We start from the raw sequence: 20,676 nt of genomic DNA, 5'->3' as shown, positions 1-20,676 counted from the left end.
ATTATCCTTAGATTTAGGGGGGTGGCAATTTTTTTGCTCAAAAATCCCTCTATTAAGGTAGTTTATAGCCTATTTTATATAAAAGTTTTGACAAAACGGAATTTGTTTGGGGGATGGAATAATGAAAAAAATAGCAGTATTTTGCGGTTCAAGTAATGGAGCGTCAAATACTTATATCGACAGTGCCAAAAAGCTTGGTAAAGAACTAGCAAAACGGAACATTTCGCTTGTTTATGGTGGCGCAAGTGTTGGTGTTATGGGAGCAGTTGCGGATGCTGTATTAGACGAAGGTGGACAAGTCATTGGAATTATGCCTAGTTTTTTAGAACAGAGGGAAATATCCCATAAAGGATTATCAGAACTGATAGTAGTTGATTCAATGCATGAAAGAAAGGCTAAAATGGCAGAACTTGCAGATGGGTTTATCGCGTTACCAGGAGGACCTGGAACATTAGAAGAATTCTTTGAGATTTTTACGTGGGCTCAATTAGGACTTCATCAAAAACCTTGTGGCCTTCTAAATATCAATCATTACTTTGATCCTCTTGTTGAACTGTTTAATCATATGACAAAGGAACAATTTTTACAGGAAAAATACCGTACAATGGCACTTGTAGATATTGAACCGAATCAGTTGCTAGAAAAATTTAAAAAATATGAACCACCAACTATAAAAACCTACATTAATGAGAAACAGATTTAAAACTAAAGCAAAAATCAGACCAAGGACAAAAGTTCTTGGTCTGTTGTTATTTCAGCTAAACTTTTTCATTTGGAATTTCCATTATATATAATTTTTATTTTTGGTGGAGTGTATTCTACACGATCATTCGACTACCCAATTTTTTTATTTAATATATATTATTCACCTGATTAATAAGAATTAACGTTTGGCGATTATCATGATGTTGCCTAAAATTGGCGTAAATCGCAAGTAAAATGTCACACTTTACTAGTTACATAGAGACAATGGGTAGATATAATGTAATAACTGTCCTATCAAAAAGGCAGAACTCACGTAAGACCAAAAATAGTGAATGTGTAGATTGCTAAAGGAGAGCTATTAAGTATGACTTCTGATACACGCATTAAAATGCCTGCAGGATTTTGGACAGGATTAAGTCAATTAGGGATTGCCGCGCATGAAGTGATTCGACAAGCACGACTGCCTCTTACTATTATTAATAAACCAGTTGTCAGCACTGCCCAATATTTCGCAATTTGGCAAGCCTATTCAGATATCATTGGTGACACTGCTAAAGGTATTACCAAGCTTCCGACTGTCTTTGAAACAGCACAGTACCCGCCGGCCGTTTTAGCAACTTACCATGCTCGTGACTACCGCGAAGCTCTTTACCGAATGGCAAGGTACAAACGATTGTGTCCACCCGAAAGCTTACATATCACTGAAGAAGACGAGCACTGTACGATCGAACTGAAATGGCTAGATTCAGATAAACTCGTTCCTCCGATACTAGTTGGTACTACGCTCGCATTTCTTCTGGAACTAGGACGGAGGGGAACAGGTCAACATTTGACGGCGAGTCTCGTCGAATTTTCACACTCGATGGGTGACGTACAAATACTTGAAGATTACTTCGGCTGCACCATCAGGGGTGGTGAAAATTGCAACCGATTGACACTACATCGAAATGATCTGGACCGCCCATTTATCTCTTACAACGCAGAGTTGCTTGAGATTCTGACACCCGTTCTGGACAAATCTTTAAATGAGCAGCAACGAAGCCTATCAATCACAGAAAAGGTCAAGTGGATCATGAAACGTAGTCTAACAGGTGGACGTCCCTACATTAAAAATGTTGCGAGTGAGTTGGGGATGAGCAATCGTACCTTACAGCGCCGACTTACTGATGAAGGCGCGAGCTTCAATCATTTATTGAAACAATCGCGTCACGAACAGGCACTTGAATACTTGACAGACCCCTCGCTCGATATTAAAGAAGTTGCCTTTCTGGTTGGCTATGAAGACCAAAACTCGTTTTATCGTGCCTTCCGCATTTGGGAGGGGGATACTCCTTCAAATTGGCGTACTGAGCACGTAGGGATGAACTTGATAAATTAATTAACTAGGAGAAAAATGTTATGGATATGTGGTTAAAAAATAAAACAGCATTAGTTACTGGATCAACAAAAGGTATAGGTAAAGCAATTGCCATAGAACTTGCTAAAGAAGGCGTGAATGTACTAATTAATGGGAGAAATTATGAAGAGGTGGAACGAACAGTAAATGAAATAAAGTCAGAGTTTCCGCTTACTTCACCCCAAAACGCTACAGCCGATATTGTAGATAAAGAACAAAGAGAAGCATTATTTCATAAATACCCCAGTATTGATATTTTAGTTAACAATATGGGTATTTATGAAATTATGCAATATGAAGACGTTGACGATGAAGTATGGGAAAGGTATTTCCGTACGAATGTTCTTGCGGCTAATGGATTATCTAAAATTTATTTACCAAAAATGTTGAAAAATGATTTTGGACGGATTATCTTTATCGCGAGTGAAGAAGCAATTATGCCTTCAGGACAAATGCCTCAGTATTGTATGACAAAATCAATGTTGTTATCATTGTCTAAAAGCTTATCTATATTAACTAAAGGAACAGAAGTTACGGTTAACACGATCATGCCAGGACCAACACTATCAGAAAATGTGCATCAAATTATTGAGGGGATGTACCCTAAAGAAGATTTGACTTTTTCAGAAAAAGAGAAGAAATTTATGACTTCTAATCTACCACAATCTGAAATACAGCGATTTATCAGGCCAATTGAAATAGGAAGACTAGCAGCATTTGTTTGTAGTCCTTATGCATCGGCATTTAAAGGTTCTCCTATCCGTATGGATGGAGGCATGGTACCAACTATTTTTTAGACAAATAACATATTGAAATAAAGAGCCTTCCTATACAGAGATGTTTAGTAAGGCTCTTTAATGAATAAAATTTATTGGACCACAACCTTCAAAGCATCAGAAAGTATTTGTAATGCGAGTTCATGATCTTCCATAATATACGGCACTTGATCAGGTTCTACCCAAATGCGTGTAATCGATTCATGCTGTCGCAGGAAAGGTAAACATTCCGTGATATCCATTCGGTAGAATAGCTGATAACCAACGCTCGGATATTTTCCATTTGGATCAAATAACGGATTATCATGGTGATTGACTTCCAACGCACCTAAATAGTGAATAGTACCTTTTACATAACCTTCCTCAAATGCCTCCCGACAAAAAGTTTGTTTTGGGGTTTCACCATGTTCAACATGACCACCAGGCATATTAAATCCTCGGTTTTTTATCAGTACCAGCAATACCTTTCCTTCCAAAAAACACCATCCGTGGACACTTGTTACTAAATTTATTGGCGGTTCATAATTCTTCATCCAAGTTAATTTTATATTTTGACCATACCAATTTACATATTTTGAATTCATATACGTTCCTCCATGAAAATAAGTCTTAGTTCTTATCTAAATTCTAGAAAAATCACGTTAAGACCTTTCGAAAATTTCTCGGAAATATGACATTTCAATTAAATTTCATCAATATAAGTGTAAAAATGGATATCTGAGTGAAAATAAAAGGAAAAGATAGGAGTGCTGTCAATGACGAAAATGAAACCGGATTTTATGGATAGTCCTTTTTTTGTTGATGAACCAGGAAATTGGCATTTAAAACCTGGTTCACCTAAAGAAATGCAAGAAGAGTTTGAAAGATACATGGCCAATTTAGAAGATGAAAACGTGCCCGGTACGATATTCGGGAACCATATTTCATATCCGTACGATGAATAAGGGGAAAGTGAAAATCTGTATAAGTATTAAGCTCTCCGCTTTTTGATGTAAGATATATATTAATCAGGTTTCATTAAAGGGGGAGTACAAGTGGAAATATATCAATTTTCTGCTCAATTAATCAATGGTGAGGAAAAAAAGATGTCGGATTATAAGGGAAAGGTCCTTTTAATTGTTAATACAGCTAGTAAATGCGGTTTCACAAAGCAATTTTCACAATTACAGGACTTATATCAGAAATACGAAAAGGAAGGACTCGTAATTCTTGGGTTTCCATGTAATCAATTTCGAAATCAAGATCCGGGGAGTAATCAGGAGATTGCTGAATTCTGCTCTTTAAATTACAATGTATCCTTTCCAATGTTTGAAAAAGTGGATGTGAATGGGGAACACGCACACCCAATCTTTCAATATTTAACTTCTCAAGCACCAGGCATGCTAGGTACGAAAAAAATAAAATGGAATTTCACTAAATTTTTAATTGATCGACAAGGGAAGGTAGTAAGTAGATTTGGCTCAGCAACAGAACCAGAGAAAATCGAAAATGATATTAAAAGACTGCTAAATTATTAGTTAAAAAGGACAATTATTCGTTGTCCTTTTTAATCAATTTTATATATATTTCTCCATATAAAGTGGGTTTGATTTCGCTCTACATATCAAACATATTTCCAATAAGTCGTACCAATTCTTAATTAGTTTTCCTTCCCAAAATATCCTCCCTTTTTCACTCTTTTTCTATTACTTTGACTTTTTAATTTATTTATATTTGAAGAAAATTATCTTCTCTTCTATACTTTATTAGTAAGTAGTTATGTGAAGGAGTCGATTAAATATGGAAATAATGGATTTAATTAAATCTCGCCGTTCGATTGGCGCAGTTGATGAAAGAGATGTACCTGATGAGATCATTAATGAATTACTTGAAGCAGCGACGTGGGCACCTAATCATAAAAAAACGGAACCTTGGAAGTTTCGTGTTGTAAAAGGGGAAGGCCGTGAAAAATTAGGAATAGAAATGGCGCGAATTGTGGAGGCAAGCACAAAAGGATTAAGTGAAGAAGAAGCACAAAAAAAGATTGAAAAAGCAAAGAAAGGTCCTTTAAGAGCACCAGCCATTATAATTATGGCAACAAGCCCTTCCGGAGTAGTACCAGAAATAGAGGAAATCGTTGCAACGGGTTGCGCGATGCAAAACTTGCTGTTGCTCGCAACGGAAAAAGGTTTAGCGACAATTGTCAGAACAGGGGACATTGCCTTCGAACCGGAATTAAATAAATATCTTCAATTAGACGAAAACGATAAAATAGCCGGCCTTATCTATATTGGTTATCCGAAAAAGGGCTTTAACATTGCCGCCAAACGGATTCCGGCAGAAGATAAGACAATTTAGTTTCGTTAAAAAAACGCCTTTCCAAATTCGGAAAGGCGAAAATTTTATTATTCCTCTTCATTTCTCACAAGTAATGCACAACATTCAACATGTACTGTATGTGGAAATAAATCAACTGGCTGCACCATTTTTAACGTATATCCGAAAGGAACCAGTTCCTTGATATCCGTTGCAAATGTATCCGGATTACATGAAACATATACAATCCGTTCTGGCTTGGAACGTCCGATTCTTCTCATTACTTTTCCACCTGCACCTGAACGCGGCGGATCAAGCATTAATAATTCGGGATGACCAAAACTTTCAAGTACTTCATCAATTCCTTTGCGTGCATCTTTGGCTAAAAAGTATGTGTTCGCGATTCCATTATCTTGAGCATTGCGCTTTGCAGATTCAATGGACGTTTCCACAATTTCAATACCTGCAAGCTTTTCTACCCGACTTGCGAACGGAAGGGAGAACGTACCAACCCCACAGAAAAGGTCAATCATTTTTTCAGTTTCCTTTGGTTGTCCCATCTCTAGCGCTAGTTCAACTAATTTTTGTGCTTGTGTTGGATTCGTTTGGAAAAACGTATCAAACCATAGACGGTAGCGATAACCTGCCATTTCATCATAGATGAAATCACGTCCAGCTAATACATGTGTCTTTTCCGATTGCGTACGATCCGCCCAATCTGTATTTTCAAGCCATAATAAGCTTTTTACTTGAGGGAATTTTTCTCCGACACGTTGAATCAAATCGCCTGCAGCAGATTCAAGGTGACCTGTTGGTGACTCAGTCGCAAAAAGGGCGAGCATCATTTCACCTGTCGCAAATGATTGTCGAACCATTAAATGGCGTAACAATCCTTCATGGGTATCTTTATCATAGCCTTTAAGTTGATGTTCCTTCGTCCAATTTGCTACTTCCATTGCCGCTTCAACCATTTCTTTACCTGCAATTAAGCATGTTTCAAGGGAGATGATTTTTCTAAAATTACCTGCCTCATGGAGCCCAAGAGAGCCGTCTTTCGCAAATGTAAATTCCATTTTATTACGATAACGCCATGGGTCATCCATTCCAATTGTATCTTGAACAAGTGTTGGGTCAAATCCCTGTGCTTCGATTGCCTGTTTGACATGTGCCGTTTTTTGTTTTAATTGTCCTGCATAATCCCAATGCTGCCAAACACAGCCTCCACAAAGACTAAAATGCGGACATGGGGGTGTTACGCGTTCTGGGTGCGCTTCTAAAATTTCTTCAGTCAGCGCTTTTCTTCTTCTTTTCTCTGGCTGATCCACAATTACACGTACTTTTTCACCTGGAAGGGTTTGGGGAATAGTAAGCCTTAATTTCTTCGGATTTCCAAGTTCGTTTTCACGCCAAACAACTGCTTGTCCGGAACCTTTTGCATCTAATTGGCGAATTTCAGTAACCAATGTTTCTCCTTTAGTAACAGTCAATCGATGTTCCTCCTCCTACATTATCTATATGATAAAAAAACAGACCGTCCCATGACGATTCGTTGATTCATTTATGAATTTGTAACATATCTACTTATTATAACGAATCAAGACCTAATTGAAAATATTTCATACATAGTAGTTTTTACTAACGAATAAATTTTGTGTTTTCGATTTCTTTTGATAATAAAGATTGAATTATTGCAGATAGTAAAAAATGGATTCAAATAAACTCTCTAAATGGTAATTTGTTCACAATTTAAACAACTAAATTTCACATATTCCTCAACAATACGTTGTAATTCTGTCATTAATGGACGTTAGAAATGAATGGTAACAGGGTAAAATAGTCGGTAAGGAGAGATGAAGCCATGTATAAAAAACAGGAAAAGAAACTCATTTGGATTAGTTTTATAGTGGCAGGAATAATGTTGTTGTCTATTTTAGGACGTATTTTCGCAAGCTAAGGAGTGATATAAATGGATGGGGGAAATTCAGTATTTTACAGTCGTGTACTAACAGAACTTACATTATCATTTCATATTATTTACGCGACGATCGGTGTCGGTGTCCCATTGATGATCATGATTGCACAATGGATTGGGATTAAGAAAAATGACGAGCATTATATTTTACTTGCCAGACGACTTGCACGTGGTTTTGTGATTACGGTTGCTGTCGGAGTCGTAACTGGGACAGCCATCGGGCTGCAATTGTCATTATTATGGCCGAATTTTATGGAACTGGCGGGAAATGTTATTGCCTTACCGTTATTTATGGAAACCTTCGCCTTTTTCTTTGAAGCAATTTTCTTAGGGATCTATTTATATACATGGGATCGCTTTGAAAATCAGCGCAAGCATATGCTGTTGCTAATACCGGTAGCTATCGGTGCTTCGATGTCAGCTGTTTTCATTACAATTGTGAATGCGTTTATGAACGCACCACAAGGTTTTGATGTGGTGAATGGTCAATTAGTTAATATTAAGCCGATACTTGCTATGTTAAATCCTGCGATGCCAACGAAGGTAGGCCATGTACTAGTTACTGCTTATATGACATCTGCATTTGTACTGGCAGCAATCGCAGCATTTAGAATGTTAAAAGGATCCAAGCACGTATATCATAAAAAATCTTTATTTTTATTCATGAAATTGGGCTTGATTTTTTCCATTGCTTCATTAATTATTGGAGATTTCTCTGCTAAATATTTAGTGAAATATCAACCGGAAAAATTAGCTGCCGCCGAATGGCATTTTGAAACAGGTAAAGGGGCACCTCTCGTATTATTCGGTGTAACTGATGGCGAAGAGGTAAAGTATGCGATAAAAGTCCCTTATGCATTAAGTGTTCTAGCGCATAGTAATCTAAATGCGGAAGTGACAGGATTGAATGAATTTCCAAAGGATGAAGTTCCTCCTCTTTATATTCATTATTTATTTGATACGATGGTCCTTATTGGAACATTTATGATTATTTTCTCCGCCATCTATGTATTTGGAAAAATCAAAGGCTGGACATTTATCACCTCGCGATGGTTCCGATGTATCATTGTTGCAGGTGGTCCATTATCCATCATTGCCTTAGAAGCAGGTTGGTGGCTGGCAGAAGTAGGACGTCAACCATGGATACTTTATAAGTATATGAAGGTAACTGACGCAGCAACAAGTAGCGAACATGTTGATCTCATGCTCATGCTTTTCTGTATTTTGTATTTGATTCTTGGAATTGGTAGTATTGTCGTTCTTCGTCGGATGTTCCGCAACAATCCAATCGAACAAGAAATTGCTGATCGTCAGGCTGAAAAGGGCGGTGATTTAATATGAATTTGGAGGTTCTTGGAATATCGGTTTTGTGGTTGTTTCTGTTCGGCTATGTAATTATTGCTTCCATCGACTTTGGTGCGGGGTTTTTTAACGCATACAGCGTCTTAACCGGTCGTCAGCATATATTGACACATATTATCCAACGATATTTATCGCCAGTATGGGAAATTACGAATGTGTTTTTAGTTTTCTTTTTCGTTGGGATGGTTGGTTTTTTTCCGAAAACAGCTTTTTATTATGGAACAACCTTACTCGTACCAGCAAGCATTGGAATTATTTTATTGGCTATCCGTGGAAGCTATTATGCCTTCGAATCATATGGTTCGCGGGGACATAAAGGATACTCATTTATGTATGGAATTGCAGGTTTGCTAATCCCAGCTTCCTTATCTGTTGTTTTAACCATTTCCGAAGGAGGATTTGTATCCATTACGAATGGCCAGCCAGCACTAGATTATTGGCGTTTATTTACTAGTCCTTTAACTTGGAGTATTGTCGTTTTAGCAATAGCTGCTGTGCTTTATATTTCAGCGGTGTTTCTTACATGGTATGCCAATAAAGCAAAAGATGTGGAAGCAACCCGCATCCTACGAAAATATGCGTTGATTTGGGCGGTACCATTAGCAATTACCGTAATCGGAATAATGGTAGAATTGAAAAATCATAATCCGGAACATTATTCCCGTATGGTCGATTTGTGGTATATGTTCGCAATTTCAGGATTAATGTTTTTCGTTACTGTATGGTTTATTTGGCAACGTAGAAATTATGGTATTGCACTCGCATTATTAATAGGTCAATTCGCCTTTGCATTTTATGCCTATGGTGTGTCCCATTATCCGTATTTGTTGTATCCATATTTAACTTTATACGATTCCTTTACAAACGAAGCGATGGCTTTATCATTAGTAATTGCCTTTATCGCTGGGCTTTGTCTATTAATTCCATCCTTATATTTAGTATTAAAATTATTTTTATTTGATAAGGATTATGTACGTGGAAAAGAAAACGGTCATGTGTAAGGAGGGTTATTTTTGGAGAACTTTTTAATTTTCTATGGACCTTTTATCATTGTTGCCCTTTCAATTGGTGTGGGATTTTTCGCAGGGTTAAAGGACGGTCCAGTGAAAAAGTGGGATAAAGAACAGGAATCATAATTTAAAAGGGTGTTCAATTTGAACACCCTTTTATGGTAATTGAATTATTTTACTTACTTCGCATAAAAATCTTGCGTATAAAAAGGTTGGGATTCCTCATTAAACGCGACACCAGTACCTAAGTATTTATAATCCCGAAGCAGAATATTTTTGCGGTGACCAAGTGAATTCATTAATCCTTCATGAGCAAAAATACTACTAAGCTGGCCATAAGCAATATTTTCTCCTGCTAAAAGAAAGCGTATATGATCTTGACTCATACGGTCAAATGGTGATTGGCCTTTAAGATTCGTATGATCAAAGAATTGATGTTCTGCCATATCTTTACTATGATTACGTGCTGTCATTTGAACATGTTGATCCCATGATAAAATCGGCAGATGATGATTAACCCGCGATGAATTGGTTAAATCGAATAACTGATATTCAAATCCAAGCACTAACTTTTGATTCGGATTCGGATAATAGTCTTTTTTCTGCTGTTCAACATTTTTACTAATCAATTGGATTGCTGTAACTGTATTGTTTGAATGCTTATCATAAAAAATCGTTACATACATATCATCAATTAGATATACATCATATTCACTATTTTTTTGAAATTGATATATGATCAATCCTTTGCGGATCCCTGATAATGGTTCACCAAGCTTTGTTCGAACGGTTTTTTTAGGCACACCTAATTTAATGCCATTCGTGGAAGTTATTAAATTTTGATTTGAGTATAACCCGATTACTCGATTATCTTTATCGTACATTGTCATGAAAAAATGATGGTAGTTTTCATGGTAAGCAAACCATTTCGTTCCGTATTCATTCATTGATGCACGCTTTGCCATTCCTGTCTGTTTCTCTACATCTTTTTTTCTGTCACCGATCTCAATGTTATGAATTGAAAACATGTGGGAATTTGGTGTTTTCAATGAAACCTTCTCAATCCGTTTTTCTTCCGATTTCTGTTGTATAGGCAATTGTTCATTTTTTTCAATCCCAAAATCATTTAATACATGTTGAAACTTATCAATGATAGGTTTTATATCAAAATTCTCAATTTTAGATTCAATCAAATCAATCGTCTCATGATATTCGGTTTTTTCTAGCTTTTTATCAATCGTAGGCCAGGAAAAAATGAATAAACAAATACAAGCTACTAAAATAATAAAACGAATCATCATTTTTTCCTCCTATTTTAATAAAATTTTCGCCAATATAGGGAGAAGTTATAACAATTATACATAAAAATTGCTTTGTTCGGGGAAAATTAGAGGTTAGGAAAAGTTGGAAATGATCGTAAAAGTTTAGTCCAACAATCTAAAAAATAAATTTTTAAAAATTTAAAAATAATTGTTGAAATATTGCATAAGAATTATTAAAATTAATTTATGAAAACGATTTCATGAAATCGTTTTCAGTCCTTTGTGTATTTATCATATGTCGAAGGAGGGAGAGAATAGGGGGGATAGTAGTTGGCAACAATTGCCGATGTAGCAAAACTTGCTGGCTTATCGCGTGCTACAGTTTCTAGGGTAATTAACAATCATCCTTATGTTTCCGATGAGAAAAAGAAATTAGTAAAAGAAGCAATGGAGGCATTGCATTATTACCCAAACTCAACCGCACAAAAGCTTAGAAGCCAGAAAACAGAAACGATTGCTGTTTTAGTTCCAATTTTAACAAATCCTTTTTTTGCCTATTTATTAGAAGGAATAGACACGGTGGCAAATGAACGCGGGTATCATTTACTCGTTTGTCAAACACGGTACAGCCAAGAAAAAGAAATATATTTTTTAAATCTGTTAAAAACAAAGCAAGTGGATGGAATTATTTTAACCTCTATCGAAAACGACTGGAATAAAATTGAAGATTTTAGCGAATTTGGTCCAATTGTACTGTGCAATGAATTCGACGAGCGAGCGAATGTCCCAACTGTCCGGTTAGATCAAGTTTACGGTGGTTATATCGGGACCCGACACTTAATCGAAAAAGGACATACAAAAATAGCCTATTGCAAAGGAAAATACGGAAAACATTTCAGCAAGCTAACGATGGAGAGGGAATTAGGTTATAAAATGGCACTTGCAGAATATGACATACCAATCAGAGAAGATTTTATTTTTAGAGAAGTAACGGATATTGAAGGCGGTAAAATTACATTAAGAAAAATGCTTAGTCTTAAGGATCGTCCTACAGCTATTTTTACAGGAAGTGATATGGTTGCTGCGGGTGTAATTACTGAAGCAAAAGCAAGTGGATTACGTATCCCGGAAGATATTGCTGTGATTGGTTTTGATGATCAACCAATAGCTGAAATGATTGAGCCGAAAATTACAACGATTAAACAGCCAATACTAGAAATTGGGCAGAAAGCAAGTAAACTTATGATGGATATTATTGAAAAGAAAGACGGACAAGATGAATTTGATAGTTTACTATCTTTACAATTAATTGTAAGGGCTTCCACGTGAGGTACAATACGTATTTAAAAAGAGGAGGAGCAGTATGAAAAAAGCGAAGAAAATGAAGTTTCTAGCTGTAGCAATGTCATTATCCCTAGCACTTGGTGCATGTTCTAGTAAGGATGCATCTACTGGTAAAACAGATGGGAAAAGCAAAGAAAAAGATGAAAAGGTAACCATCGTTTATGCCAGAGGGAAGGACGTTACAAAAGGTACGACTAAAATCGTTGAAGCTTTTGAAAAAGCACATCCAAACATCAAAGTTAAATTTGATGAAAAGCCAGCAGATTCCGGACAACAGCATGATGCTTATATTACAGCATTCAATGGAAAATCTTCAGAAATTGATGTTTTTGATATGGATGTTGTTTGGCCAGCCGAATTTGCTCAAGCAGATTATGTATTGCCACTTGACCGTTTTATCCAACAAGATGGCATTGATTTAAATGAATACAATCAAGGTGCTCTTTCTGCTGCTCAATTTAACGGAAAGCAATGGGCATTACCTAAATTTATTGATGCAGGACTCCTTTTCTACCGTACTGATTTAGTGAAAAAAGATGAAGTGCCTAAAACATGGGATGAACTTCTAGCAAGTGCGAAAGAAAAGAAAGGCAAAGGTGGAACAAAATTTGGTTACATTATGCAAGCAAAACAGTATGAAGGCTTAGTTTGTAACGCGATTGAATTTGTCGCTGCTTACGGCGGTAAATTCATTAATGAAAAAAATGAAGTGGTCATCAATAGCCCAGAAGCCATCAAAGGCTTGAAAAAGCTAGTAGAAGTGGCAACATCTAAAGTTGTTCCGGGAAATGTAACTACGTTTACTGAGATTGAATCTGACCAAGCATTTATCGAAGGTCAAACTCCTTACCTTCGTAACTGGCCATATGAATATGCAAGTGCAAATGATGCTGAAAAGTCTAAAATTGCGGGTAAAGTAGCGATTGCTCCACTTCCGGCCGGGGATGCGGGATCTGCAGCAGCTCTTGGCGGTTGGATGGCTGGTATTAACAAGTACAGCAAACATCCGAAAGAAGCTTGGGAATTCTTGAAGTTCATGGCTGGGGCTGAAGGACAAAAAATTGATGCAATTTACGGAGGTCACGCACCTACAATTACTAAACTGTTTGAAGACAAAGAAATACTTGATGCAAACCCTACTTTTGCAGATAAAAACTTCCAAGCTGGCTTAAACGCTGCAGTTGCACGTCCTGTTGCACCAAATTACCAAGAAATTTCTGAAATCATTCAAATTCAGGTTTCTAAAGCAATTGCAGGTAAACAAACGGTTGAAGAAGCTGTGAAAAATATGGAGAAAGAAATGAATGAAAAGTTGGTAAAATAACTTCGCAATTTTATGTATTAGCCTTCTGATCGAAGGCTAATACATTATAGAAAATCGAAAAAAGAATTGTTTAGTAGATGGAAGCAACGCACTTACGCTTTTCAAATAAGGGAGTGAAAAGATGAGGAAGGACGAAACCCATAAAAGTGACTTAAAAAAGGGGAAGGTAAAGAAAAAGTCGACAGAAAAAATCATGGCCTATTCATTAATCGCGCCGGCATTAATCTTAATATTAGTCATTTCAGTGTGGCCTGTACTGCAATCATTTTATTTCAGTATGTTTGATCTCAAGTTAAACAGCCCTACGAAATCGGAAACCCATTTATCCTACAGTTTTGATCTAGAACGATACTTAGATAATTACCCATTTTTAGTGGGTGGTATTGATAACGAAATTAGAAATGGTCATGCAAAAGAAGATTTGCAGCGTGTAAAATCTGACCTGCAAGCATTAGATAAAGAGATTCAGAAAAATTCTGAAATAGCGAAAAACTATGACATTGTGAATGATAGATTGCTAAACATGGAGAAAGTTGATCCAAGTATTGCAATTTTAAAAATTGATAAAAAAACGGCGAAAAATTTTCAACAATCATCAGAGAAAATCGCTAAAACTATAAAACTGATTTCTAAGAAAACAAAACTCTCACAAGGGAAAAAAATTGTCGGCTTATCATCTGCCATGAATCAAGTAGTAGTGGAACCAACCTTTATTGGATTCAAGCATTATGAAGATAATTTAACAGATAAAAGAATGTGGCGAGCACTTGGTAATACTTTTACATTTACTGTAATTTCCGTATTTCTTGAACTCGTTTTAGGCCTTGCTATTGCTCTATTAATTAACAAAGCATTTGTTGGTCGCGGGTTAATCCGTGCTACTATTTTAATCCCTTGGGCGATTCCGACAGCTGTTTCCGCGTTAATGTGGAAATATCTCTACGATGGTCAAAACGGTATTATAGCAATGATTTTTGAAAAATTAGGTTTGGTTGATAGTATGTCAAATTTATTGACGTCGCAAGCTGGAGCAATGTTCTCCGTTATTTTTGCAGACGTCTGGAAGACAACACCATATATGGCCTTGTTATTGCTTGCGGGATTACAAACGATTCCAAGTTCATTATACGAAGCAGCTTCTATTGATGGAGCAACTAAATGGAAACAATTCACTTCTATTACACTACCGTTGATAAAAACAAGCATACTAGTAGCATTATTATTCCGTACTCTCGACGCATTTAGGGTTTTCGACTTGATTTGGGTTATGACAGGTGGAGGTCCAGCAAACTCAACGGAAACGATTTCAATCCTAGCTTATAAAACGATGTTTTCACAAACAAATTTTGGTAATGGTTCAGCCATTTCCGTTATTGTGTTTGTCTGTGTTGCCATCATATCCATGATCTATATTAAATTCCTAGGCAGGGATTTATTAGGAGATCGATCAGGGAAATAAACTTAATCGTAAAGGGGTGAGAATGTAATGCAAAAAAAGTCTGGTTTTTTATTTTATGTTTTATTGTTTGTGTTTGTATTTGTTGTCATGTTTCCATTTTTGTGGATGCTCATTACTTCCATTAAGCCAATGACAGAGCTTTTTGGTGATAAAGCATTTACTCCTTATACTACTAATCCAACGATAAAGAGCTATATGTCGGTCTTTTTCGATTATCCTTTTGTAAGATATTTATGGAATAGTTTCGTCGTCTCTGCGATCACAACGATTTATACCGTATTTATTGCTTCCTTTGCAGCTTATGCAATTGCGCGCTTTCAGTTTAAAGGGAAAACATTTATTCTAGGTCTCGTGTTGTCTGTTTCGATGTTCCCACAAATCGCAACGATTTCACCAATTTACATCTTTTTGAAAAATCTTGGCTTAACGAATTCTTATTTGGGATTAATCATTCCTTATACGACGATTACTCTTCCATTATCGATTTGGATTCTCGTAACGTTTTTTAGGAAGATTCCTTATGATTTGGAAGAAGCCGCGAAAATCGATGGTGCTTCGATGATGCAAACGTATTGGAAGGTGATTTTCCCATTAGCGGCACCGGGGATTTTCACAACAGCTATTCTCGTATTTATCGCAGCTTGGAATGAGTTTCTATTTGCTTTAACGATTAATACAGATGAAAAATTTAAAACGGTTCCAGTCGGAATAGCGATGTTTCAAGGTCAATTCTCCATTCCATTGGGAGAAATCGCGGCAGCTACGATCGTTGTCACCATCCCACTGGTGATTTTAGTCCTAGCATTTCAACGCCGAATCGTTTCCGGTCTTACAAGTGGTTCGGTAAAAGAATAGAAAAAGAGATAAACAGCCAATGGACAATTTATAAAAAATAAGGAGTGTTTTAAACATGGTAAAAGTAACAGTCTGGAATGAACATCGACATGAAAAGAAAAATCCTGTAGTTGCGCAAGTTTATCCAAACGGAATACATGGAGCGATTGCTAGCTTTCTAGAAAACGAGGGTATAGAGGTCAGAACAGCAACATTGGATGAGCCCGAACACGGACTAACAGATGAGGTTTTGGCAAATACAGATGTTCTTGTATGGTGGGGACATATTGCACATAACGAAGTATCTGATGAGGTAGTAAAAAAAGTAACCGAACGTGTTCTTAATGGAATGGGATTAATCGTCCTTCACTCCGGGCATTTCTCAAAAGTATTCAAAACATTAATGGGGACTTCTTGTGATTTAAAATGGCGTGAAGCAGATGACCGCGAAAGACTATGGGTAGTTGATCCAAGTCATCCGATTGTAGCTGGAATTGGAGAATACATTGAACTAGTTAAAGAAGAAATGTATGGAGAACATTTTGATATCCCTGCACCGGATGAGCTTGTATTTCTAAGCTGGTTCGAAGGTGGAGAGGTTTTCCGCAGCGGTTGTACATACCGTCGGGGTAACGGGAAAATTTTCTATTTCCGGCCAGGACATGAAACGTATCCAACATACCATAATGAAAAAATTCAGCGAGTAATTACAAATGCAGTTAAATGGGCAGCACCGACGGATCATGCTAGGCCTATTTACGGAAATGCAAAACCTTTAGAAGAAATATCAAAAAAATAGTTGTTTAAGCGAAAATTTATCATTTAAGAGGAGGAAAAAATATGTGTAAGATCAAAGTTGGTATTATTGGTTGCGGAAGTATTGCCACACATCGTCATTTACCCGAATATGCATTGAATGAAAATGTAGAAATTATTGCAGTTTGCGATATCGTTGAGGATCGAGCTAAAGAAAGAGCGGAGCAATATGGAACGAAATTTTATACGAATTATGAAGAGCTCCTAGCTAATGATGAGATAGAAGCTGTTAGTGTATGTACGCCAAACTATCTTCACGCACCCATTTCTATTGCAGCATTAAACGCCGGAAAGCATGTTCTATGTGAAAAACCGATGGCTACATCTGAAGAAGAAGCAAAAGCAATGATTGAGGCAGCAAAAAGAAATGACAAAAAATTAATGATTGCTCATAATCAACGATTTGTCAGCTCTCATATGAAAGCTCGTAAATTAATAGAATCAGGTGATGTTGGGAAAATTTATAGTTTCCGGACAGCATTTGGTCATGGCGGACCTGAAAGATGGAGTGCCGATGGTTCAAATAGTTGGTTTTTCAAGAAAGAAGAAGCATTTATAGGGGCAATGGGTGATTTAGGTGTTCACAAAACTGATTTACTTCGATATTTATTAAACGAAGAAATTGTGGAAGTTGCTGCTTTTGTTGATACAGTTGCTAAAAAGGAAACGACCGTTGACGATAATGCTGTTTGCATTTTGAAAACAGAAAGTGGAATTATAGGAACACTTGCCGCAAGTTGGTCGTATGTTTCAAGTGAGGACAACTCAACGATTATTTACGGGGAAAATGCCATTCTTCGTCTAGAAGAACATCCAGACTATTCATTAGTCGTTCAATACAAAAATGGCGAAGTCGTTAAATATGAATTAGGAAAAATCCAGTCTAATGAAGATGGTGGTCAAAACAATACCCATGTAATAGAAAACTTTATTAATAGTATTGTTGATAACAGTGAAGTACCAATAAACGGAGTCGAAGGTATGAAATCGTTAAACGTCATACTTGCTGCATTGGAATCAAGTAAAACGGGGAAAATTACACAGGTTAATAATTAAATTATATTTATAGAAGAGCTCATGTTTTAAAAAGGGGGGAAGGGAAGGTAATCCCTTCCTGAGATGAGGTGCAAAATGAGTAAGATAAGATTGGGAATTGTAGGTGTAGGTGGAATTGCTGTTGATCGGCATATCCCCGCTTTTTTAAAATTAAAAGATGATGTTACAATCGTAGCTGTTTGTGATGTGAACAGTATACGTGCTAAAGAAGTAGCTGAAAGTTTCGGCATCCCAAATGTCTATGAGGATTATCAAGACATGTTTGCAATTGTAGATGCCGTAGTTATATGTACTCCAAATAAATTTCACTCGGTAATCACTGTTGCTTCCCTAAATGCCGGGGTACATGTCCTGTGTGAGAAGCCAATGGCAATGACAGTAGAGGAGTGCCAAGCGATGATCGATGCCTCAAAAAAAGCTGAAAAAGTCTTAAGCATTGGATTTCATTATCGCTTTATGAAGGAATCACAAGGTGCAAAACGCATCATGGTTGCAAATGAAATTGGTCAGCCCCTTGTTGTTAGAATCCAAGCATTAAGAAGACGAAAAGTTCCAGGTTGGGGTGTGTTTACAAATAAGGATCTACAGGGGGGCGGAAGTCTGATTGATTACGGATGTCATTTATTAGACCTTTCTTTATGGTTAATGGGGAATCCGAAACCTGTAGAGGTGACAGGCACCACGTATCATGCTTTAAGCAACCAGCCTGGACAGGTGAATCAATGGGGAAATTTCGATCATGAAACCTTTAATGTGGATGATCATGTCACAGGATATGTTCGATTTGCTAACGGAGCATCGATGCTATTAGAAGTTTCTTGGTCTGCCAATATTGAAAGTGACAATGAAAGTGTAAGCATTTCAGGAGACCAAGGCGGCATTGAAGTATTTCCATTGAAATTAAATTATGCTAAGCATGGAATGTTATTTAACAGTGATGCGACATGGATGCCGGAAACGGAGGATCCCGGCTGTTTGCAAGCGAAGAACTTCGTAGACGTGATATTAAATCGTGCTGAACAAATTGTGAAGCCGGAAGAGGCTTTACAAGTATCGCAAATTATGGAAGCTATTTATAAAAGCAGCGAAAATCAAAAAAGTGTTCAATTATAAACGAAAGAGTGGGGAATACAAATGAAACTAGGTGTTTTTACAGTTTTATTTTCAGATAAAACGTTTACAGAAATGCTTGATTATGTTAAAGATGCTGGTCTTACAGCGGTTGAAATTGGTACGGGTGGATATCCCGGTGATGCTCATTGTAAACTTGATGAATTACTTGAAAGTGAAGCTAAAAGAAAAGCATATTTAAATGAGGTCAGCTCTAGAGGGTTGGAAATTAGTGCTTTTAGCTGTCATGGTAACCCATTATCACCTGATAGAGAGTTTGCAGATAAATGTCACAATGACTTTGTGAAAACGGTAAAATTAGCTTCCTTAATGGGTGTACCCGTTGTCAATTGTTTTTCCGGTACACCAGGGGATCATGAAGGTGCCAAATACCCCAATTGGCCAGTTGCACCATGGCCAAATGAATATGCGGAAGTTTTAAAATGGCAATGGGAAGAAAAACTCATTCCATATTGGAAGGAATGGGGGCAATTCGCAAAAGATCATAATGTAAAGATTGGTCTTGAGCTACACGGAGGTTTCTTAGTTCATACTCCTTATACACTTTTAAAATTACGTGAAGCGACTTGTGATGCCATTGGCGCGAACCTTGATCCGAGCCATCTTTGGTGGCAAGGAATTGATCCAGTCGGTGCGATTAAAATATTAGCTAAAGAAAATGCGATTCATCATTTTCATGCAAAAGATACCTATATTGATCAAGACAATGTGAATATGTACGGATTAACTGACATGCAACCATATAGTGATGTTCGATCAAGAGCATGGTCCTTCCGCTCTGTTGGCTGTGGTCATGGACTTCAAGAGTGGTCCGACATGATGAGTGCTCTGCGTACATATGGTTATGACTATGTTGTAAGCATTGAACACGAGGATCCAATCATGTCAATTGATGAGGGCTTCAAACGAGCGGTGAAAAACCTTCAATCTGTACTTATTGTAGAGCAACCAGCAAATATGTGGTGGGTGTAATACACCTGTTTTTCTGAAAAGTGTAATAGTAAATCTGTAAGTCGTTCATTCAGTAAAACAAAATCTATTAAAAGAGTGGGACAGTTGATCTGTCCCACTCGTTTCGTAATTATCGGTTGTTCATCTCGTTTGGATGTGGACCTTTACGTTCGTTTTTGTTTAGTTTGTTAATTGATTCCATTTCATCGGTATTAAGTTCGAAGTCAAATACGTTAAAGTTTTCTTCGATTCTAGATGGTGTAACTGATTTTGGAATGACAATTGTATTGTTTTGCAAGTGCCAGCGTAAAACTACTTGTGCTGGTGATTTGCCATGTGCTTTGGCAATTTGTTGTACTGTTTCGTGATTTAATACTTCTCCGCCTTGTTGAAGTGGACTCCATGCTTCAACGAAAATCTCATGCTTTGCACAAAACTCTTTCAATTCATTTTGAGATAAGAAAGGATGGCATTCAACTTGGTTAAGGACAGGTTTGACATCACATTCTTTTAGTAGACGTTCTAAATGCTCAATTTCAAAGTTACAAACACCAATTGCTTTCACACGACCATCATGATAAAGCTTTTCTAGTGCTTTATATGTATCGACATATTGATCAAATTCAGGAGTTGGCCAATGGATTAAATATAAATCAACATAATCAAGTCCTAATCTTTCTAAGCTTTCATCGAATGCACGCAACGTATTTTCGTAACCTTGATCGCTATTCCAAACTTTCGTTGTAATAAAAAGTTCTTCTCGAGGTACAGATGTTTGTTTGAGTGCTTTTCCAACACCTTTTTCATTTTCATAAATCATTGCGGTGTCAATAGAACGGTATCCCACTTCAATCGCTTTCGTAACAGCAGCTGTAGCTTCATCATCTTTCACTTGCCAAACCCCAAAACCAAGCTGAGGCATTTTTACACCATTGTTTAACGTAACATGATTCATTCAGCATCACTCCCTAAATTTATTCACT

21 protein-coding genes are annotated in these 20,676 nt (G+C 37.0%); 17 read left to right on the top strand and 4 right to left on the bottom strand.

The features are described from left to right. The first annotated feature begins 121 nt into the window (after positions 1–121). The 3 genes from B5V89_RS09675 (at position 122) to B5V89_RS09665 (ending at position 2,898) form a co-directional block, all read left to right on the top strand. Positions 122–703 (top strand): LOG family protein, encoded by a 582-nt coding sequence (locus B5V89_RS09675; protein WP_108071695.1) that lies wholly within the window; start codon positions 122–124, stop codon positions 701–703. Positions 704–1,069: 366 nt separating this feature from the next. Beyond that, positions 1,070–2,083 (top strand): AraC family transcriptional regulator, encoded by a 1,014-nt coding sequence (locus B5V89_RS09670; RefSeq protein WP_108071693.1) that lies wholly within the window; start codon positions 1,070–1,072, stop codon positions 2,081–2,083. Positions 2,084–2,103: 20 nt separating this feature from the next. Then, entirely contained in the window at positions 2,104–2,898 is a 795-nt protein-coding gene (locus B5V89_RS09665; protein ID WP_108071691.1) for an SDR family NAD(P)-dependent oxidoreductase, read from the top strand. A gap of 71 nt (positions 2,899–2,969) precedes the next feature. On the opposite strand, the gene B5V89_RS09660 is transcribed toward B5V89_RS09665, so the two are convergent. Next, positions 2,970–3,461: an NUDIX hydrolase gene (locus tag B5V89_RS09660; RefSeq protein ID WP_107919787.1), complete on the bottom strand. Its 492-nt coding sequence runs from the start codon at positions 3,459–3,461 to the stop codon at positions 2,970–2,972. A 171-nt stretch (positions 3,462–3,632) separates the two neighbouring features. On the opposite strand from B5V89_RS09660, the gene B5V89_RS09655 reads away from it, so the two are divergent. The 3 genes from B5V89_RS09655 to B5V89_RS09645 all read left to right on the top strand — a co-directional run bounded on the left by B5V89_RS09655 (position 3,633) and on the right by B5V89_RS09645 (position 5,214). Continuing rightward, the gene (locus B5V89_RS09655; RefSeq protein WP_108071689.1) at positions 3,633–3,821 is read left to right on the top strand and encodes a hypothetical protein; all 189 of its coding nucleotides are present in this window, start codon (positions 3,633–3,635) and stop codon (positions 3,819–3,821) included. 90 nt (positions 3,822–3,911) lie between these two features. Next, positions 3,912–4,394, top strand: a complete 483-nt coding sequence (locus B5V89_RS09650) for a glutathione peroxidase (RefSeq protein ID WP_084347507.1) — start codon at positions 3,912–3,914, stop codon at positions 4,392–4,394. Between the two features lie 262 nt (positions 4,395–4,656). Next, the gene (locus tag B5V89_RS09645) at positions 4,657–5,214 is read left to right on the top strand and encodes a nitroreductase family protein (RefSeq protein WP_108071687.1); all 558 of its coding nucleotides are present in this window, start codon (positions 4,657–4,659) and stop codon (positions 5,212–5,214) included. Between the two features lie 47 nt (positions 5,215–5,261). Here the strand turns inward: B5V89_RS09645 and rlmD are convergent, their stop codons facing one another. Next, positions 5,262–6,659 carry a 23S rRNA (uracil(1939)-C(5))-methyltransferase RlmD gene (rlmD, locus tag B5V89_RS09640; protein ID WP_066229197.1) on the bottom strand — a complete coding sequence of 466 codons (1,398 nt, stop codon included), beginning with the start codon at positions 6,657–6,659 and terminating at the stop codon, positions 5,262–5,264. 479 nt (positions 6,660–7,138) lie between these two features. On the opposite strand from rlmD, the gene B5V89_RS09635 reads away from it, so the two are divergent. The 3 genes from B5V89_RS09635 to cydS are packed head-to-tail and all read left to right on the top strand — an operon-like array spanning position 7,139 to position 9,642. After that, positions 7,139–8,485 (top strand): cytochrome ubiquinol oxidase subunit I, encoded by a 1,347-nt coding sequence (locus B5V89_RS09635; RefSeq protein WP_066229199.1) that lies wholly within the window; start codon positions 7,139–7,141, stop codon positions 8,483–8,485. Further along, positions 8,482–9,507: a cytochrome d ubiquinol oxidase subunit II gene (locus B5V89_RS09630; protein ID WP_066229200.1), complete on the top strand. Its 1,026-nt coding sequence runs from the start codon at positions 8,482–8,484 to the stop codon at positions 9,505–9,507. The genes B5V89_RS09635 and B5V89_RS09630 overlap by 4 nt, the downstream gene beginning before the upstream one ends. Positions 9,508–9,519: 12 nt before the next feature. Beyond that, entirely contained in the window at positions 9,520–9,642 is a 123-nt protein-coding gene (gene cydS / locus B5V89_RS20605; protein ID WP_258223506.1) for a cytochrome bd oxidase small subunit CydS family protein, read from the top strand. A 53-nt stretch (positions 9,643–9,695) separates the two neighbouring features. Here the strand turns inward: cydS and B5V89_RS09625 are convergent, their stop codons facing one another. Then, complete coding sequence (locus B5V89_RS09625; protein WP_108071685.1) at positions 9,696–10,814, bottom strand: CAP domain-containing protein; 1,119 nt, start codon at positions 10,812–10,814, stop codon at positions 9,696–9,698. 294 nt (positions 10,815–11,108) lie between these two features. Here B5V89_RS09625 and B5V89_RS09620 point away from each other — a divergent pair, with 294 nt between their 5' ends. The 8 genes from B5V89_RS09620 (at position 11,109) to B5V89_RS09585 (ending at position 19,714) form a co-directional block, all read left to right on the top strand. Further along, positions 11,109–12,107 carry a LacI family DNA-binding transcriptional regulator gene (locus B5V89_RS09620; protein WP_108071683.1) on the top strand — a complete coding sequence of 333 codons (999 nt, stop codon included), beginning with the start codon at positions 11,109–11,111 and terminating at the stop codon, positions 12,105–12,107. A gap of 34 nt (positions 12,108–12,141) precedes the next feature. Further along, on the top strand, positions 12,142–13,446 hold the full coding sequence (locus tag B5V89_RS09615) for an ABC transporter substrate-binding protein (protein ID WP_108071681.1): 1,305 nt from the start codon (positions 12,142–12,144) through the stop codon (positions 13,444–13,446). Between the two features lie 193 nt (positions 13,447–13,639). Continuing rightward, on the top strand, positions 13,640–14,905 hold the full coding sequence (locus tag B5V89_RS09610; protein ID WP_425319828.1) for a carbohydrate ABC transporter permease: 1,266 nt from the start codon (positions 13,640–13,642) through the stop codon (positions 14,903–14,905). 27 nt (positions 14,906–14,932) lie between these two features. After that, a complete protein-coding gene (locus B5V89_RS09605) occupies positions 14,933–15,760 on the top strand; it encodes a carbohydrate ABC transporter permease (protein ID WP_107921260.1) in 828 nt (275 codons plus the stop codon). Positions 15,761–15,815: 55 nt separating this feature from the next. After that, positions 15,816–16,538, top strand: coding sequence for a ThuA domain-containing protein (locus tag B5V89_RS09600; protein WP_108071677.1), 723 nt, complete (start codon positions 15,816–15,818; stop codon positions 16,536–16,538). A 41-nt stretch (positions 16,539–16,579) separates the two neighbouring features. Continuing rightward, positions 16,580–17,611, top strand: coding sequence for a Gfo/Idh/MocA family protein (locus tag B5V89_RS09595; RefSeq protein ID WP_108071675.1), 1,032 nt, complete (start codon positions 16,580–16,582; stop codon positions 17,609–17,611). Between the two features lie 75 nt (positions 17,612–17,686). Beyond that, positions 17,687–18,724, top strand: a complete 1,038-nt coding sequence (locus B5V89_RS09590; RefSeq protein ID WP_108071673.1) for a Gfo/Idh/MocA family protein — start codon at positions 17,687–17,689, stop codon at positions 18,722–18,724. 21 nt (positions 18,725–18,745) lie between these two features. Further along, a complete protein-coding gene (locus tag B5V89_RS09585) occupies positions 18,746–19,714 on the top strand; it encodes a sugar phosphate isomerase/epimerase family protein (RefSeq protein ID WP_108071671.1) in 969 nt (322 codons plus the stop codon). Positions 19,715–19,823: 109 nt separating this feature from the next. Here B5V89_RS09585 and B5V89_RS09580 read toward each other — a convergent pair whose 3' ends face one another. After that, entirely contained in the window at positions 19,824–20,648 is an 825-nt protein-coding gene (locus tag B5V89_RS09580; protein WP_066229594.1) for an aldo/keto reductase, read from the bottom strand. Positions 20,649–20,676 lie beyond the last annotated feature (28 nt).

It is taken from the genome of Heyndrickxia sporothermodurans, from assembly GCF_003055045.1.
GTDB classification, from domain to species: Bacteria; Bacillota; Bacilli; order Bacillales; family Bacillaceae_C; genus Heyndrickxia; species Heyndrickxia sporothermodurans.
Note: the sequence above shows the minus strand (reverse complement) of the source record. Positions and strands in the feature narration are given on the sequence as shown.